13 protein-coding genes are annotated in these 15,870 nt (G+C 65.4%); all 13 read left to right on the top strand.

Annotated elements, in window-relative coordinates; genetic code table 11:
- Positions 1-24 precede the first annotated feature (24 nt).
- Positions 25-1,479 (top strand): UDP-N-acetylmuramoyl-L-alanyl-D-glutamate--2,6-diaminopimelate ligase, encoded by a 1,455-nt coding sequence (locus FJ419_RS28605; protein ID WP_140700595.1) that lies wholly within the window; start codon positions 25-27, stop codon positions 1,477-1,479.
- Positions 1,476-2,909, top strand: coding sequence for a UDP-N-acetylmuramoylalanyl-D-glutamyl-2,6-diaminopimelate--D-alanyl-D-alanine ligase (locus FJ419_RS28600; RefSeq protein ID WP_140700594.1), 1,434 nt, complete (start codon positions 1,476-1,478; stop codon positions 2,907-2,909). Before FJ419_RS28605 ends, FJ419_RS28600 begins: the two co-directional genes overlap by 4 nt.
- A gap of 26 nt (positions 2,910-2,935) precedes the next feature.
- The gene (gene mraY / locus FJ419_RS28595; RefSeq protein WP_095768991.1) at positions 2,936-4,018 is read left to right on the top strand and encodes a phospho-N-acetylmuramoyl-pentapeptide-transferase; all 1,083 of its coding nucleotides are present in this window, start codon (positions 2,936-2,938) and stop codon (positions 4,016-4,018) included.
- A 10-nt stretch (positions 4,019-4,028) separates the two neighbouring features.
- Positions 4,029-5,429, top strand: a complete 1,401-nt coding sequence (gene murD, locus FJ419_RS28590) for a UDP-N-acetylmuramoyl-L-alanine--D-glutamate ligase (protein ID WP_140700593.1) — start codon at positions 4,029-4,031, stop codon at positions 5,427-5,429.
- A complete protein-coding gene (ftsW, locus tag FJ419_RS28585) occupies positions 5,429-6,580 on the top strand; it encodes a putative lipid II flippase FtsW (RefSeq protein ID WP_095768993.1) in 1,152 nt (383 codons plus the stop codon). The genes murD and ftsW overlap by 1 nt, the downstream gene beginning before the upstream one ends.
- Before the next feature lie 6 nt (positions 6,581-6,586).
- A complete protein-coding gene (murG, locus tag FJ419_RS28580) occupies positions 6,587-7,711 on the top strand; it encodes an undecaprenyldiphospho-muramoylpentapeptide beta-N-acetylglucosaminyltransferase (protein ID WP_140700592.1) in 1,125 nt (374 codons plus the stop codon).
- Complete coding sequence (gene murC, locus FJ419_RS28575; protein ID WP_140700591.1) at positions 7,708-9,114, top strand: UDP-N-acetylmuramate--L-alanine ligase; 1,407 nt, start codon at positions 7,708-7,710, stop codon at positions 9,112-9,114. The genes murG and murC overlap by 4 nt, the downstream gene beginning before the upstream one ends.
- A complete protein-coding gene (gene murB, locus FJ419_RS28570) occupies positions 9,111-10,076 on the top strand; it encodes a UDP-N-acetylmuramate dehydrogenase (protein ID WP_140700590.1) in 966 nt (321 codons plus the stop codon). Before murC ends, murB begins: the two co-directional genes overlap by 4 nt.
- Positions 10,077-10,387: 311 nt before the next feature.
- A complete protein-coding gene (locus FJ419_RS28565; RefSeq protein ID WP_140700589.1) occupies positions 10,388-11,314 on the top strand; it encodes a D-alanine--D-alanine ligase in 927 nt (308 codons plus the stop codon).
- The gene (locus FJ419_RS28560; protein ID WP_140700588.1) at positions 11,302-12,246 is read left to right on the top strand and encodes a cell division protein FtsQ/DivIB; all 945 of its coding nucleotides are present in this window, start codon (positions 11,302-11,304) and stop codon (positions 12,244-12,246) included. Before FJ419_RS28565 ends, FJ419_RS28560 begins: the two co-directional genes overlap by 13 nt.
- A complete protein-coding gene (gene ftsA, locus FJ419_RS28555; RefSeq protein WP_140700587.1) occupies positions 12,243-13,550 on the top strand; it encodes a cell division protein FtsA in 1,308 nt (435 codons plus the stop codon). Before FJ419_RS28560 ends, ftsA begins: the two co-directional genes overlap by 4 nt.
- 67 nt (positions 13,551-13,617) lie before the next feature.
- A complete protein-coding gene (ftsZ, locus tag FJ419_RS28550; protein ID WP_140700586.1) occupies positions 13,618-15,270 on the top strand; it encodes a cell division protein FtsZ in 1,653 nt (550 codons plus the stop codon).
- A 396-nt stretch (positions 15,271-15,666) separates the two neighbouring features.
- On the top strand, positions 15,667-15,870 hold a 204-nt coding region (locus tag FJ419_RS28545; protein ID WP_181164892.1), incomplete at its 3' end, for a UDP-3-O-acyl-N-acetylglucosamine deacetylase.

Genomic DNA, 15,870 nt, shown 5'->3' with positions numbered 1-15,870 from the left:
TTTTGTTGCGGTGAACGGGACTCAATGCATCTAAAAGATCTAGCCGGCATCCTGCCTGTCGAGGGAACAGCTTCCCCCGATCTGGAGGTGACCGGACTTTCCTCCGATTCCCGCGCGGTCAAGACCGGCGTCGTCTTCTTCGCGCTTGCCGGCAGCAAGGCCGACGGCTCGACCTATGCCGCCGATGCCGCGGCCCGCGGCGCGGCTGCGATCGTCACCGGCAGGGGCACGAACGTCTCAGGCCTGTCGATCCCGGTTCTCTCCGTCGATGATCCGCGCCTGGCGCTGGCGCTCAGCGCGGCGCGCTTCTTCGGACGCCAGCCGCAGACCATGGTCGCCGTCACCGGCACCGCCGGCAAGACATCCGTCGCCGCCTTCACCCGCCAGATCTGGGAGCAGGCGGGTTTCGCTGCCGCCTCGATCGGCACGACCGGGGTGGTGGCGCCCGGCCGCAACGAATATGGCTCGCTGACAACGCCCGATCCGGTGGCGCTACACCGATTGCTCAAGGAACTGGCGGATGCGGGCGTCACCCACGCCTCGATGGAAGCCTCAAGCCACGGTCTCGACCAGCGCCGCCTCGACGGGGTGAAGCTGGCGGCCGGCGCTTTCACCAATCTCGGCCGCGACCACATGGATTACCATCCCACGGTCGAGGATTATCACCGCGCCAAGCTGCGCCTGTTCGACACGCTGCTGCCGAAGGGCGCGCCCGCCATCGTCTTTGCCGACGATCCGTGGTCGGAGCCGACCATCAAAGCCGCGAAAGCGGCGGGGCTGGAAGTGCTGACCGTCGGCCGCCATGGCGATTTCCTGACGCTGAAGCGGGTCGAGCATGAGCGCCATCGCCAGCGCGCCGAAATCGTGGCCGACGGCGTGCTGCACGAGGTCGACCTGCCTTTGGCCGGGGATTTCCAGATCGCCAACGCGCTGGTCTCGGCCGGGCTTGCCATCGCGACTGGAACACCCGCGGGCAAGGCCTTGGCGGCATTGGAGAAACTGAAGGGTGCGCCGGGCCGGCTCGACCTCGTCGGCGCCACCGCGGCCGGCGCTCCCGTTTATGTCGACTACGCCCACAAGCCCGATGCGCTGGAGAATGTGCTGACCTCGGTCCGGCCTTTCACCACGGGGCGCGTCGTCGTGGTGTTCGGCTGCGGCGGCGACCGCGACCGGGGAAAAAGGCCGATCATGGGCGAGATCGCGACGCGGCTCGCAGATGTCGTCATCGTCACCGACGACAATCCGCGCACGGAAGTGCCGGAAACCATCCGCGCGGCAATCCTCGCTGCAGCACCCGGCGCCATCGAGATCGGCGACCGGCGCAAGGCAATCCATGAGGCGGTGGCGATGCTTCGCGCCGGCGACACGCTCATCGTCGCCGGCAAGGGACATGAGGAAGGCCAGACCGTCGGCACCGAAACCTTCCACTTCTCCGATCATGAGGAAGTGCGCGAGGCGCTGAAGGAGCGCGCAGCATGAACCTGCTGTGGACCTCGGAAGCGCTCGTCGAAGCCATGGGCGGCAGGCCGATCGGCTCGCTGCCGGAGGGCATCACCGGCATTTCGATCGACAGCCGCAGCCTGGAACCGGGAAACGCGTTCTTCGCCATCAAGGGCGAAGCGATGGACGGGCATGACTTCGCGACCGCGGCGGTCAAGGCCGGAGCGACCGTGCTGGTCGTCGCCGAGGGCAAGCTGCCGTCGCTCGGCCGGCTGACGGCGCCAATGATCGTCGTGCAGGACGTGCTTGCGGCCCTCGAGAAGCTCGGCGTGGCGGCCCGCGCCCGCTCGAAGGCCAGGACCATCGCGGTCACGGGCTCGGCCGGCAAGACGACCACCAAGGAAGCGCTGCGCCATGTGTTGTCGGCGGTCGGCAAGGTGCATGCTTCGGCGCAGTCGTTCAACAACCATTGGGGCGTGCCGCTGACGCTGGCGCGCATGCCGCAGGACTGCGACTATGCGGTCTTCGAGATCGGCATGAATCATCGGGGCGAGATCAGGCCGCTGGTCAAGATGGTCAGGCCGCATGTCGCCATCGTGACGATCATTGCCGCCGCTCATCTCGGCTTCTTCAAGAATCTCGATGAGATCGCCATAGCCAAGGCCGAGATTTTCGAGGGAATCGAGCCGGGCGGCGCAGCGCTGCTCAACCGCGACGATCCACGCTGGAAGCTGCTCGGCAAAATGGCGAAAGAGGCGGGCGTCGAGCATGTCTTCGGCTTCGGCGAAAATGTCCGCTCGGCGTTCCGCCTTGTCGGCTGCGAGCTTCATGCCGACCATTCCGACATCGCCGTCAAGATCGGCAAGAGGGACCTGACGGCTCGTATCGGGGCGCCTGGTCGCCATATCGTGCAGAACGTGCTGGCTGTGCTGGGCGCCGCGCAGCTGGTCGGCGCCGACCTCGACAAGGTCGCTGCCGCGCTGGCAGATCTTTCGGCCGAGCGCGGGCGGGGCCGGCGCCATATCCTGCATCATCCCAACGGGCCGCTCACGCTGATCGACGAGAGCTACAACGCCAATCCGGCGTCGATGGCGGCGGCGATGGCGCTGCTCAACGCCACGCCGGTCGCGGGCGAGGGCCGGCGCATCGCCGTGCTCGGCGACATGCTGGAGCTCGGCAGCCATTCGGCTGATCTCCACGCAGCGCTTGCCAAGCTGATCGTCGGCACGGGCACGCGCAACGTCTTTCTCGGCGGGCCGGAAATGCAGGCGCTGGCCGAGGTTTTGCCGGCCGATATCCAGACGGAATATCGGGCAGGCGCCGAGGAGCTGAAGCCGATCGTGATCGCAGCGCTCAGGCCCGGCGACGTGGTGATGGTCAAGTCGTCGAAGGGCATCGGGTTTTCAAAGCTGGTCGAGGCATTGCTCGGCAAATTTCCGGCGGAAGCCACAAACATTAAGCCGGCCTAGGTCGGGCTCCGGGGGACGGAAGGACCATGTTCACACTGCTCGTCGATTTCGCGGACAAGATCTCGTTCTTCAACGTCTTCCGCTACATCACCTTTCGTACAGGCGGCGCGCTGATCACGTCTGCGCTTATCGTCTTCATCTTTGGGCCGACGATCATCAATTCGCTGCGTCTGCGGCAAGGCAAGGGCCAGCCGATCCGCGCCGACGGCCCGCAGACGCATTTCAAGAAGGCCGGAACGCCGACCATGGGCGGGCTGATGATCCTGTCCGGCATCATCGGTTCGTCGCTCTTATGGGCAAACCTGTCCAGCATCTATGTCTGGGTCGTGTTGCTGGTCACCGTCGGCTTCGGCTCGATCGGCTTCTACGACGACTATCTCAAGGTCACCAAGCAGTCGCATCTGGGCTTCTCCGGCAAGGCCCGCCTGGCGATCGAGTTCGTCATCGCCGCCATCGCGGCCTGGGTGATCATGCATAATGGCCAGGCGCCGTTCTCGTCGTCGCTGACCTTTCCCTTCGCCAAGGAATTCCTGATCAACCTCGGCTGGTTCTTCGTGCCGTTCTCCTGCTTCGTCATCGTCGGCGCCGGCAATGCGGTGAACCTGACCGACGGCCTCGACGGCCTGGCGATCGTGCCGATCATGATCGCGGCGGCGTCCTTCGGCGTCATCGCCTATTTGTCGGGCAACGCGGTGTTCGCCGAATATCTGCAGATCCATTTCGTTCCCGGCACCGGCGAGCTCGCCGTCGTGCTCGGCGCGGTAATCGGCGCAGGCCTCGGCTTCCTCTGGTTCAACGCGCCGCCGGCCGCCATCTTCATGGGCGACACCGGCTCGCTGGCGATGGGCGGGCTGATCGGCACCATCGCGGTCGCCACCAAGCACGAGATCGTGCTGGTCATCGTCGGCGGCCTGTTCGTGGTCGAGATCCTGTCGGTCATCATCCAGGTCGGCTATTTCAAGATGACCGGCAAGCGCGTCTTCCTGATGGCGCCGATCCATCACCATTTCGAAAAGCTCGGCTGGACCGAAAGCCAGGTGGTGATACGCTTCTGGATCATTGCCGTCATCCTGGCGCTGGTCGGCCTGTCCACCCTCAAGCTCAGATAGGACTTGCTGCTTGATCCCCGCCGCTTCCTTTTCAGGCAAACGCATTTCCCTCTTCGGGCTTGGCGGCTCGGGGATCGCCACAGCGCATGCGCTGATCGCCGGCGGCGCCGAGGTGCTGGCCTGGGACGACAATCCGGACAGCGTCGCCAAGGCAGCGGCGGCGGGGATTACGACCGGAGATCTGCGCGCGGCCGACTGGCCGCGTTTCGCCGCCTTCGTGCTGTCGCCGGGGGTGCCGCTGACGCATCCAAAGCCGCATTGGACGGTGGAGCTGGCGCGCGGCGCCGGCGTCGAGGTGATCGGTGACATCGAGCTGTTCTGCCGCGAGCGCAACAGCCATGCGCCGGCAGCGCCCTTCATCGCGATTACCGGCACCAACGGCAAGTCGACGACGACGGCGCTGACGGCGCATATCGTGAAGTCGGCAGGCCGCGACACGCAGATGGGCGGCAATATCGGCCGTGCCGTCATGACGCTCGATCCGCCCGAGCCGACGCGGCACTATGTGGTCGAGTGCTCGTCCTACCAGATCGATCTCGCGCCCTCCATCAATCCGACCGCCGGCATCCTGCTCAACCTGACGCCCGACCATCTCGACCGGCACGGCACGATGGCGCATTACGCCTCGATCAAGGAGCGGCTGGTCGCCGGCAGCGACACCGCGATCGTCGGCGTCGACGATTCCTGGTGCGCCCAGATCGCCGACCGCCTGGAACGGGCCGGCCGGCCGGTCATCCGTATTTCCAAGCGCCTGCCGTTGACCGACGGCTATTTCGCCGACGGCACCAATCTGATGGAAGCCGTGCATGGCCGCTACAGCCGCGTCGCCTTCCTCGAAGGCATCGGGTCGCTGCGCGGGCAACACAACGCGCAGAACGCGCTGGCCGCCGTCGCCGCGTGCCTGAGGATCGGGCTCGATCTCGGCGAAATCCAGGCCGGGCTCGAGAGCTTCCCCGGGCTGGCGCATCGCATGGAGCAGGTCGGCCGCAAGGACCATGTGCTGTTCGTCAACGATTCCAAGGCGACCAATGCCGATGCGGCCGCACCGGCGCTGTCGAGCTTCAACCGCGTCTACTGGATCGCCGGCGGCCTGCCCAAGGAAGGCGGCATCGAGCCGCTGCGCGGCTTCTTCCCGCGCATCGCCAAGGCCTATCTGATCGGCGAGGCGGCGCCAGCCTTCTCGGCGACGCTCGGCGAGGCAGTACCTTACGAAATATCCGGAACGCTGGCGGCGGCGGTCGAGCATGCCGCCAACGACGCGGCAAAGGACACCGGCGGCGAGGCCGTGGTGCTGCTTTCGCCGGCTTGCGCCAGTTTCGACCAGTTCAAGAATTTCGAAGTTCGCGGCGAAGCCTTCAGGCAAGCTGCGACTGCTATTGATGGGGTGAAATCCATCGGAGGGCCACGTTGATGCAAAGCCGTCTCGACAAAAGTCCTGTCGCCACCTGGTGGTGGACGATCGATCGCTGGTTTCTGGCGGCATTCCTGTCGCTGATGGGACTGGGCATCGTGCTGTCTTTCGCCGCAAGTCCGGCTGTGGCCGAGCGCATCGGCCTCGACAGCTTCCACTTCGCCACGCGCCAGATCATCTTCACCATCCCGGCACTCATCGTGATGCTGGCGGTCTCTTTCCTGGAGGCGCGGCAGATAAGGCGCATGTCGCTGGTGATGATCTGCATCATGTTGGTGCTGATGGTGGCGGTGCTCTACATCGGCGTCGAGGTGAAGGGGGCGCGGCGCTGGGTGTCGCTCGCAGGCCTTTCCATCCAGCCGTCCGAGTTCCTGAAACCGGCCTTCGTCGTCATCTGCGCCTGGCTGTTTGCGGAGCACAGGCGCCAGCCCGACATTCCCGGCAATCTGTTCGCCATGCTTTTGCTGGCGCTGGTCATCTCGCTTCTGGTGGCCCAGCCCGATCTCGGCCAGACCATGCTGGTGCTGGGCACCTGGGGCGTGATGTTCTTCATGGCCGGCCTGCCCTGGTTCTGGATCGTCGCGCTGGGGGCTGCCGGGGTCGGCGGCGTGTTCGCGGCCTATACGGTGTTTCCGCACGTCGCCGCGCGCATCGACAAGTTCATGACCGGCGAAGGCGACACTTTCCAGGTCGATATGGGCCGCGAGGCGCTGATCAATGGCGGCTGGTTCGGCGTCGGCCCGGGCGAGGGCACGGTGAAGCGGGTCATCCCCGACAGCCACGCCGACTTCGTCTTCTCGGTCGCCGGCGAGGAGTTCGGCCTCATAATGTGCTTCTTCATCATGTCGATCTTCGCCTTCATCGTGCTGCGCGGCCTGAGCATCGCGCTCAAGGAACAGGACGATTTCACCCGCTATGCGGTCGGCGGCCTCGTCACCGTCTTCGGCCTGCAATCGGCCATCAACATGTGCGTGAACCTGCAGCTGATGCCGGCCAAGGGCATGACGCTGCCCTTCATCTCCTATGGCGGCTCCTCGCAGATCGCCATCGCCGTCTCGATGGGCATGGTGCTCGCCTTGACCCGCAAGCGTCCGGAAAAGCGCAAGCAGATGGGCTTCGTCCTTTCGCAGCGCGCAATGCCGGCGGAATGAGGCAGGATGGCGAAGGGTGTCATCCTGCTTGCGGCCGGCGGAACGGGCGGACATCTGTTTCCGGCCGAGGCGCTGGCGCATGAGCTGATCGAGCGCGGCTGGAAGGTGCATCTTGCCACCGACAATCGCGCCGAGCGCTATTCCCGCCATTTCCCGACAGCCGACATTCACACGATCCCCTCGGCCACGCTGGGTTCGAAGAACCCGGTCGCCATGCTCTCGGCCTTCTGGAAGATCTGGCAGGGCGTGCGGGAGGCCGGCCGGGTAATCGCCAGGATCAAGCCGGAGGCTGTCGTCGGCTTCGGCGGCTATCCGACGCTGCCGCCGCTCTATGCCGCGACAAGGCGAAAAGTGCCGACGCTGATCCATGAGCAGAACGCCGTCATGGGCCGCGCCAACAAGGCGCTTGCCGGCCGCGTGGATGCGATTGCCGGCGGTTTCCTGCCGGAGGGCGCAAGCGCTGACGGCGCAAAGACGGTGACCACCGGCAATCCGGTCAGGCCGCAGGTCCTCGATGCGGCGAAAACGCCTTACGTGGTGTCGAACGAGGGCGAACCGTTCCGCTTCCTGGTGTTCGGCGGCAGTCAGGGCGCGCAGTTCTTTTCCGATGCCGTGCCCGCGGCGATCGCGCTGCTGCCGCAAGACCTGCGCAAGCGGCTGGCGATCACGCAGCAGGCGCGCGCGGAGGATGTGGCGCGGGTGAAGGCCGCCTATGCCGATCTCGGCGTCGACGTCCAGGTCTCGCCCTTCTTTACCGACATGGCGGCGCGCATGGCGGCGGCGCATCTGGTGATGTCGCGCTCCGGCGCCTCGACGGTTTCGGAAATCGCCGTCATCGGCCGGCCGGCGCTGCTGGTGCCTTATCCGCACGCGCTCGACCACGACCAGGCGGCAAATGCCGCGGCGCTTGCCACCGCCGGCGGCGCCGAGCTTCATCCGCAGTCGACGCTGTCGGCGGCGCGGGTCGCCGAGTTGGTCGGCGGGCTGATCAAGGACCCGAACCGGCTGGCGACGATGGCCGCCGCCGCCCGCTCGGCCGGGAAACCGAACGCGGCGCGGTTGCTCGCCGATCTGACAGAGGCTATTGCGTCCGGCAAAACGGTTTCGGACTACAGGAGGACGCGCCCATGAAGATGCCGCAGACCATCGGGCTTGTGCATTTCATCGGCATTGGCGGCATCGGCATGAGCGGCATCGCCGAGGTGCTGCACAATCTCGGCTACAAGGTGCAGGGGTCCGACCAGGCCGACGGCGCCAATGTGCAGCGGCTGCGCGACAAGGGCATCGAATGCTTCGTCGGCCACACGGCCGAGAATCTCGGCGAAGCCGAAGTGGTGGTCGTTTCGACCGCGATCAAGAAATCCAACCCGGAGCTCAAGGCCGCGCGGGAGAAGTTGCTCCCCATTGTCCGCCGCGCCGAGATGCTGGCCGAGCTGATGCGTTTCCGCCAGGCGGTCGCCATCGGCGGCACGCATGGCAAGACGACGACGACTTCGATGGTGGCGACCTTGCTCGAGGCCGGCGGGCTCGACCCGACCGTCATCAATGGCGGCATCATCAACGCCTACGGCACCAATGCGCGCATGGGCGATGGCGAGTGGATGGTGGTCGAAGCCGATGAGAGCGACGGAACGTTCCTGAAGCTGCCGGCCGATATCGCCGTCGTCACCAACATCGATCCCGAGCATCTCGACCACTATGGCAGCTTCGACAAGGTGCGCGAGGCGTTCCGTCAGTTCGTCGAGAACGTGCCGTTCTACGGCTTCGGCGTGATGTGCACCGACCACCCGGAAGTGCAGGCGCTGGTCGGACGGATCGAGGACCGGCGCGTCATCACCTATGGCGAGAACGCGCAGGCCGATGTGCGCTTCAGCAACCACCGCATGCAGGGCGCGATCTCCGAATTCGATGTCGTGATCCGCGATCGCAAGGGGCGGGGCACGACCTCGATAAAGGACCTGCGCCTGCCGATGCCTGGCCGCCACAACGTCTCCAACGCGACGGCGGCGATCGCGGTCGCGCATGAGCTTGGCCTCTCGGCCGAGGCGATCAAGAAGGGCCTGTCGTCCTTCGCCGGCGTCAGGCGGCGCTTCACCCGTACCGGCTCGTGGAACGGCGTCGAGGTGTTCGACGACTACGGCCACCATCCGGTCGAGATCGCGGCGGTGCTGAAGGCCGCGCGCAGCGCGACCGAGGGACGCGTGATCGCCATCGCGCAGCCGCATCGCTTCACCCGGCTGCACGATCTTTTCGATGAGTTCTCGGTCTGCTTCAACGACGCCGACACGGTGATGGTGGCGCCGGTCTATGCGGCAGGCGAGGAACCCATCGAAGGCGCGACCTCCGACGCGCTGGTGTCGCGCATCCGTTCCGGCGGCCACCGCGACGCGCGCTATATCGATGGCGCGGCGGCGGTCGCGCCAGCCATTCGCGAGCTTGCCAAGCCCGGCGATTTCGTCGTCTTCCTCGGCGCCGGCAACATCACGCAATGGGCTTACGCGCTGCCCAAGGAACTTGGTGGGACGTCGTCATGATGCGCGGCCAAGCCCTCATAGACAAACTCGGCGACAAGCTTGCCGGCCTGCGCGGCCGCGTCACGCCCAATGCCGAGATGGACAAAATCACCTGGTTCCGCGCCGGCGGACAGGCGGAAGCGCTGTTCCAGCCGGTCGACGAGGAGGACCTCGCGGCCTTCCTGCGCGCGGTGCCGGAAGAGATACCGGTCACGGTGGTCGGCGTCGGCTCGAACCTTCTGGTGCGCGACGGCGGCGTTCCGGGTTTTGTCGTCAGGCTCTCGGCCAAGGGTTTCGGCGAGGCCGAGACCACCGGGCCGACCACGATCAAAGCCGGCGCGGCGACGCCGGACAAGCGCCTCGCGGCGGTGGCGCATGAAGCCGGCATTGGCGGCTTCCACTTCTACCACGGCATTCCCGGCGCCGTTGGCGGCGCGCTCAGGATGAATGCAGGCGCCAACGGCGTCGAGACCCGCGAACGGGTCGTCGAGGTGAGGGCCCTGGACCGCAGGGGCAATCTCCATACGCTGAGCAATGCCGATATGGGCTATGCCTATCGCCACTCGTCCGCGCCTGCCGGCCTGATCTTCACCTCGGCCATTTTCGAAGGGTTTGCGGAAGACAAGGCGGCGATCAAGGCGGCGATGGATGCCGTGCAGAACCATCGCGAGACGGTGCAGCCGATCAGGGAAAAGACCGGCGGCTCGACCTTCCAGAATCCGGAAGGCACCTCGGCCTGGAAGGAGATCGACAAGGCCGGCTGCCGCGGGCTCATGATCGGCGGCGCGCAGATGTCGCCGATGCACTGCAACTTCATGATCAACACCGGCACGGCCACCGGCTACGACCTCGAATATCTCGGCGAGACGGTGCGGGCGCGGGTGCTCGAGAATTCGGGCATCCGGCTGCACTGGGAGATCAAGCGCCTCGGCAATTTCAGGCCGGGTCATGCGGTGCAGGAGTTTCTCGGGCAGCTTCTTTAGCCTAGGCTTAAGTTCATGTGATGCTTGAACTTCCAGCGATCTGAAACAGCCGTAGAACCGTTGCCTCAAAGACTCACAATTCACTTTTTGCGGCTGTTTTCGCGGAAAGTGAATCTCTCGGAATCATAGGTACTTGCCAGCGAATCAACTCTCTGATTCTCTGCCCTAAAGCGTTTCCTGATTTGAGTCGTTCGACGCGTTAAGCCGCGTTTTCCGTCTGGGGGGCAACCTGCCGGAGGGCTCGGACTCAATGTTTGGAAATGCGGTGCGGGAATATCGGTTGCAGGCCCGGCGTGAGAGGGGATGACGGGATGAAGAAGAAGCATGTGGCTGTCCTCCTGGGTGGATTCTCCTCGGAGCGGCCCGTGTCTCTGTCCTCGGGGAAGGCGTGTGCGGATGCGCTCGAGAATGAAGGCTATCAGGTCACCCGGGTCGATGTTTCGCGCGATGTCGGGTCTGTGCTTGCCGATCTCAAGCCTGACGTCGCCTTCAACGCGCTGCACGGTCCGTTCGGCGAGGACGGCACCATCCAGGGAATTCTCGAATATCTCGCAATTCCCTACACCCATTCGGGTGTGCTCGCTTCGGCGCTCGCCATGAACAAGGAGCAGGCCAAGAAAATCGCCAAGGCGTCCGGCATTCCGGTCGCGGAGTCGAAGGTGGTCAACCGCTTCGCCGTCCAGAACAAGCATCCGATGAAGCCGCCTTATGTGGTCAAGCCGGTCAATGAGGGGTCGAGCTTCGGCGTGGTCATCGTGCTTGAGGGGCAGTCGCATCCGCCGCAGGTGATCGGCTCCACGGAATGGCAATATGGCGAGACCGTCATGGTCGAGCGCTACATCCACGGCCGCGAATTGACCTGCGCGGTGATGGGCGATGTGGCGCTCGGCGTCTGCGAGATCATCCCGACCGGGCATTCCTTCTACGATTACGATTCAAAATACGTTCCCGGCGGATCAAAACACGAAATCCCTGCTAAAATTTCACCGAATATTTACCAAAAAATACAGACACTGGCCCTCAAGGCTCATCTTGCCATTGGTTGCCGGGGCGTTTCCCGATCGGACTTCCGTTACGACGACCGCCACTCCGAAAACGGCGAGGTTGTCTGGCTCGAGGTCAACACTCAGCCGGGCATGACGCCGACGTCTCTGGTGCCTGAAATCGCCGCGCAAGCGGGGCACTCGTTCGGCGATTTGTTGAGTTGGATGGTGGAGGACGCTTCGTGTCTGCGTTGAGGTGGGGACAGGGTAATGGCGTCGGTGCGGCTGGTCTCGCGCTGTTCGGTATGTCGCTGTCATTCGACCGTTTCGTGCTGCCGCGTCAGCTTCGCCGGCCGATGCGCATGCTGGCGCGTTTGTGCGGCGGCGAGTATGAGGCGCCGCGCTTTTCGGCCGCGATCCTTTCCGCCGCGCTGATCGCGTCCAGCAGCGCCTATGGCGCCTATCTCGGCGGCTACGCCGACAGCATCGTGCAGGGCGTGACGGCGCGCACCGGCTTTGCCGTCGACCAGATCAAGGTGGTCGGCAACCGCCAGACCTCCGAGATCGATGTGCTCGACCGGCTCGGCCTCGACGGCTGGACCTCGCTGATCGGCTTCGATGCCGAGGCCGCGCGCGAGCGCATCACGACGCTGCCGTGGGTCGACGGAGCCGCGGTGCGCAAGATATACCCGCATACGCTGGAAGTGCGCATCGAGGAGCGCCAACCCTTCGCGCTTTGGCAGCAGGGCACCTCGGTCTCGGTCATCGAGCGGTCGGGCGAGATGATCGCGCCGTTCTCGGGCGGCAAGCAGGCGCTGCTGCCGCTGATCATCGGCACCGGCGCGCCGGCCATGGCGCCGGCCTTCCTCGCCAAGATCGAGCGCTATCCCGAGCTTGCGGCGCGGGTCAAAGGTTACATCCGGGTCGGCGAACGGCGCTGGGACCTGAGGCTTGAAAACGGCATCACGATCAAGCTGCCGGAAGACGGCGAGGAACAGGCGATCGCCGAGCTCGTCAAGATCGACCATGACAACGGATTGCTGACCCGCGACATCGCCGCCGTCGACATGCGGCTTTCCGACCGGCTGGTCGTGGAGCTGTCGCCGGAAGCGGCGACACAGCGCGAAGCAGCGCTCAGCGACAAGCCGAAGTCCCTGGCCAAGCGCAAGGTGGAGAGGAAGATATGAGCTGGCTTGGCGGCAGCAGCGACGCTTCTTCGCGCCGGTCGGGCACGCTCACGGTGCTCGATGTCGGCTCCAGCAAGGTTTGCTGCGTCGTGGCGAAGCTGAAGCCGAACGAGGACGGCAAGCTGCTGCGCGGACGTTCGCATCGCATCCAGGTGATCGGCATCGGTCACCAGAAATCGCAAGGCGTGAAGTCCGGCGTGGTGGTCGATCTCGATCGCGCCGAGCATGCCATCCGGCTTGCCGTCGATGCGGCCGAGCGCATGGCCGGGCTCACGGTCGATTCCCTCATCGTCAACATGACGGCGGGTCGGCTGAAGAGCGAAGCCTTCTCGGCGACCATCAATCTCGGCGGCCATCCGGTCGAGGAGGTCGACATCAAGCGCGTGCTCGCCGCCGGCGCCAAGCAGGCGCTCAGGGCCGAGCGCGAGGTGGTCCATTCGCTGCCCGTCGGTTTCTCGCTCGACGGCGAGCGCGGCATGCGCGACCCGCGCGGCATGGTGGGCGATGCGCTCGGCGTCGACATGCATGTGCTGACGGGCGACGCGGCGCCGATGCGCAACCTCGAGCTTTGCATCAACCGCTCGCACCTGTCGGTCGAGCGCATGGTGGCGACGCCCTATGCCAGCGGGCTTGCCTCGCTGGTCGACGACGAGCTCGAAATGGGCGCAGCCTGCATCGACATGGGCGGCGGGACGACGACCATCTCGGTCTTCTCGGAGGGCAAGTTCGTCCATGGCGACGCCATCGCCATCGGCGGCAACCATGTGACGCTCGACATGGCCAAGGGCCTGTCGACCTCGCTCGATGCCGCGGAGCGGCTGAAGGTGATGCATGGCTCGGCGCTGCCCGGCAGCGCTGACGACCGCGACCTCGTCTCGATCCAGCCGATCGGCGAGGAAGGCGATATACCGCTGCAGATCCCGCGCTCGGTGATGACGCGCATCATCCGCGCCCGTATCGACGAGACGCTGGAGCTTCTGCGCGACCGGCTGAACAAGTCCGGCTACGGCAATGCCGTCGGTAAGCGGGTCGTGCTCACCGGCGGTGCCAGCCAGCTTGCCGGCCTGCCGGAAGCGGCGCGCCGCATTCTCGGGCGCAATGTGCGCATCGGCCGGCCGCTCGGCGTCGCGGGGCTGCCTGAGGCGGCCAAGGGACCGGCGTTCTCGACCCCGGTCGGACTGATGATCTATCCGCAGATGGCGAGCTTCGAGAGCCATTCGGCGAAAGGACTTTCCGGTTTCAGGATGACCGGAACGGGCGGAAAACTGCATCGCATGAGTCAGTGGTTGAGAGACAGTTTTTAATTTGACGGGGACAGCCCCATAGGCGGCCGCAGCGGCGAGGCGGCGGGAAAGGCAAAGGACGGAGACAATGACCATCAATCTGCAGAAGCCGGACATCACCGAGCTCAAGCCACGCATCACCGTGTTCGGCGTCGGCGGCGGCGGCGGCAATGCCGTGAACAACATGATCACAGCCGGCCTGCGCGGCGTCGAGTTCGTGGTGGCCAACACCGACGCGCAGGCGTTGACGATGTCCAAGGCAGAGCGGCTGATCCAGCTCGGCGCGCACGTCACCGAAGGCCTCGGCGCCGGTTCGCAGCCCGAAGTCGGCCGCGCGGCGGCGGAAGAGTGCATCGACGAGATCATCGATCATCTCTCCAACACCCATATGTGCTTCGTCACCGCCGGCATGGGCGGCGGCACCGGCACGGGCGCTGCTCCGGTCGTTGCCCGCGCGGCGCGCGAGAAGGGCATCCTCACCGTCGGCGTCGTCACCAAGCCGTTCCATTTCGAGGGCCAGCGCCGCATGAAGACGGCCGACATGGGCATCGAGGAACTGCAGAAATGCGTCGACACGCTCATCGTCATCCCCAACCAGAACCTGTTCCGGCTGGCCAATGACAAGACCACCTTCGCCGATGCCTTCGCAATGGCCGACCAGGTGCTCTATTCGGGCGTCGCCTGCATCACCGACTTGATGGTCAAGGAAGGCCTGATCAACCTCGACTTCGCCGACGTCCGCTCGGTGATGCGCGAGATGGGCAAGGCGATGATGGGCACGGGCGAGGCTTCGGGCGAGGGCCGCGCGATGGCCGCCGCTGAAGCCGCCATCGCCAATCCGCTGCTCGACGAGACCTCGATGAAGGGCGCCAAGGGCCTGCTGATCTCGATCACCGGCGGCCGCGACCTAACCTTGTTCGAGGTGGACGAGGCCGCGACCCGCATCCGCGAGGAGGTCGACCAGGACGCCAACATCATCCTGGGCGCCACCTTCGACGAAGAGCTGGAAGGCGTGATCCGCGTGTCGGTCGTCGCCACCGGCATCGACAAGTCGGCGGCCGAGATCGCGGCTGCGCCGATCTCGATTCGCGCGCCGCAGAAGCCGGCCGCCCGCCCGGCGGCGGCTCCGGTGGCCGAAATCCGCCCCGCTCCGGTTCAGCCGCAGGCCTACGAGCCGCGCGCTGTCGATCCGGTCGCGGAGGCGATCCAGCTTGCCGAGGCGAACGCCGCCGCCATGGCGCAGCCGCGCGCCTTGCCGGTCGACGACTTCCGGCCGCAGAGCAAGATCTTCCAAGCCCCGCCTGCGCAGCCGCAGCCGGTGGTGCCGCAGGTCATGCAGCAGCCCGCGCCGCAGCGCGAGATGCCGCAGCCGGTGGCCGCGGCGCCGCAGCGCATGCCTCGCGTGGAAGATTTTCCGCCGGTGGTAAGGGCAGAAGTCGAAGCCAAGAGCCGGCCGGCGGACCATGAAAACAGCGGTCCGATGGGGCTGATCAAGCGGCTGACCAACGGCCTTACCCGCCGCGAGGAAGAGCCGCCCCGGCTTCAGCCGGCGCAGCCGCGCGAGCCGAAGCTGCGCCAGGCCGCGCCCGAGATGCGCCGTCTCGCCAGCCAGGATCCTGCGCTCTATGCGCCGCGCCGCGGCCAGCTCGACGACCAGGGCCGGCTGACGCCGCAGGCCCGCACAGTCCAGGAAGACGACCAGCTGGAAATCCCGGCCTTCCTGCGTCGCCAGGCCAACTGATCGGTACGCCGATCGTCGATACGGCGCGGACCGCTGATCGTCGATACAGCGTAGCGCTGATCGTTAACGATATATAACGGTTGTTAACAGGCAGACGAGAAATCGTCTGCCTGTTGCTTTTACAAAAAACATTGAAAACAATGACTTAAGAGCTATTTCTGACACATTTCCGTGGTTACACGGGGTAAGAAACCGTGATTTGGAGTCTCCAGGGCGGGCCATTATCTTCGCCACCGACTAAAGTCGGTTTGCCGGGATTCGGGGAGTAGCCCTGCCTGCCGATTATACAGAGCCGCATGCTCTTGCTTATTTTGCCGCATTTGTGCGAGCGCCAGACCATCAGACTGGCTGCAAGATACCCAGGGCCAGTGGAGCGGACGCAGGCATTTTGGGCGTATGGGGTTACTCTTGCACGACTATCAGACGACAGTGAAATCGCGCGCGACGCTGGCTGGCATCGGCGTCCATAGCGGCAAGACCGTCACCGTTCATTTCCTGCCGGCCGACGCCGATACCGGCATCGTCTTTCATCTTTCGAATGGCGGCGAAGCCCGCGAGCTCCGCGCCCTGGTCGCGGAAGTCGGCGCCACCGATCTCTGC

The organism is Mesorhizobium sp. B2-6-2, from assembly GCF_006440615.1.
GTDB lineage: Bacteria > Pseudomonadota > Alphaproteobacteria > Rhizobiales > Rhizobiaceae > Mesorhizobium.
The sequence above is the reverse complement of the archived record's forward strand: the minus strand, read 5'-3'. Positions and strand labels throughout refer to the sequence as shown.

Coding starts and splice junctions, on each gene's coding strand:
- FJ419_RS28605 (WP_140700595.1), top strand. CDS start 25: ATGCATCTAAAAGATCTAGCCGGCATCCTGCCTGTCGAGGGAACAGCT.
- FJ419_RS28600 (WP_140700594.1), top strand. CDS start 1,476: ATGAACCTGCTGTGGACCTCGGAAGCGCTCGTCGAAGCCATGGGCGGC.
- mraY (WP_095768991.1), top strand. CDS start 2,936: ATGTTCACACTGCTCGTCGATTTCGCGGACAAGATCTCGTTCTTCAAC.
- ftsW (WP_095768993.1), top strand. CDS start 5,429: ATGCAAAGCCGTCTCGACAAAAGTCCTGTCGCCACCTGGTGGTGGACG.
- murG (WP_140700592.1), top strand. CDS start 6,587: ATGGCGAAGGGTGTCATCCTGCTTGCGGCCGGCGGAACGGGCGGACAT.
- murC (WP_140700591.1), top strand. CDS start 7,708: ATGAAGATGCCGCAGACCATCGGGCTTGTGCATTTCATCGGCATTGGC.
- murB (WP_140700590.1), top strand. CDS start 9,111: ATGATGCGCGGCCAAGCCCTCATAGACAAACTCGGCGACAAGCTTGCC.
- FJ419_RS28565 (WP_140700589.1), top strand. CDS start 10,388: ATGAAGAAGAAGCATGTGGCTGTCCTCCTGGGTGGATTCTCCTCGGAG.
- ftsA (WP_140700587.1), top strand. CDS start 12,243: ATGAGCTGGCTTGGCGGCAGCAGCGACGCTTCTTCGCGCCGGTCGGGC.
- ftsZ (WP_140700586.1), top strand. CDS start 13,618: ATGACCATCAATCTGCAGAAGCCGGACATCACCGAGCTCAAGCCACGC.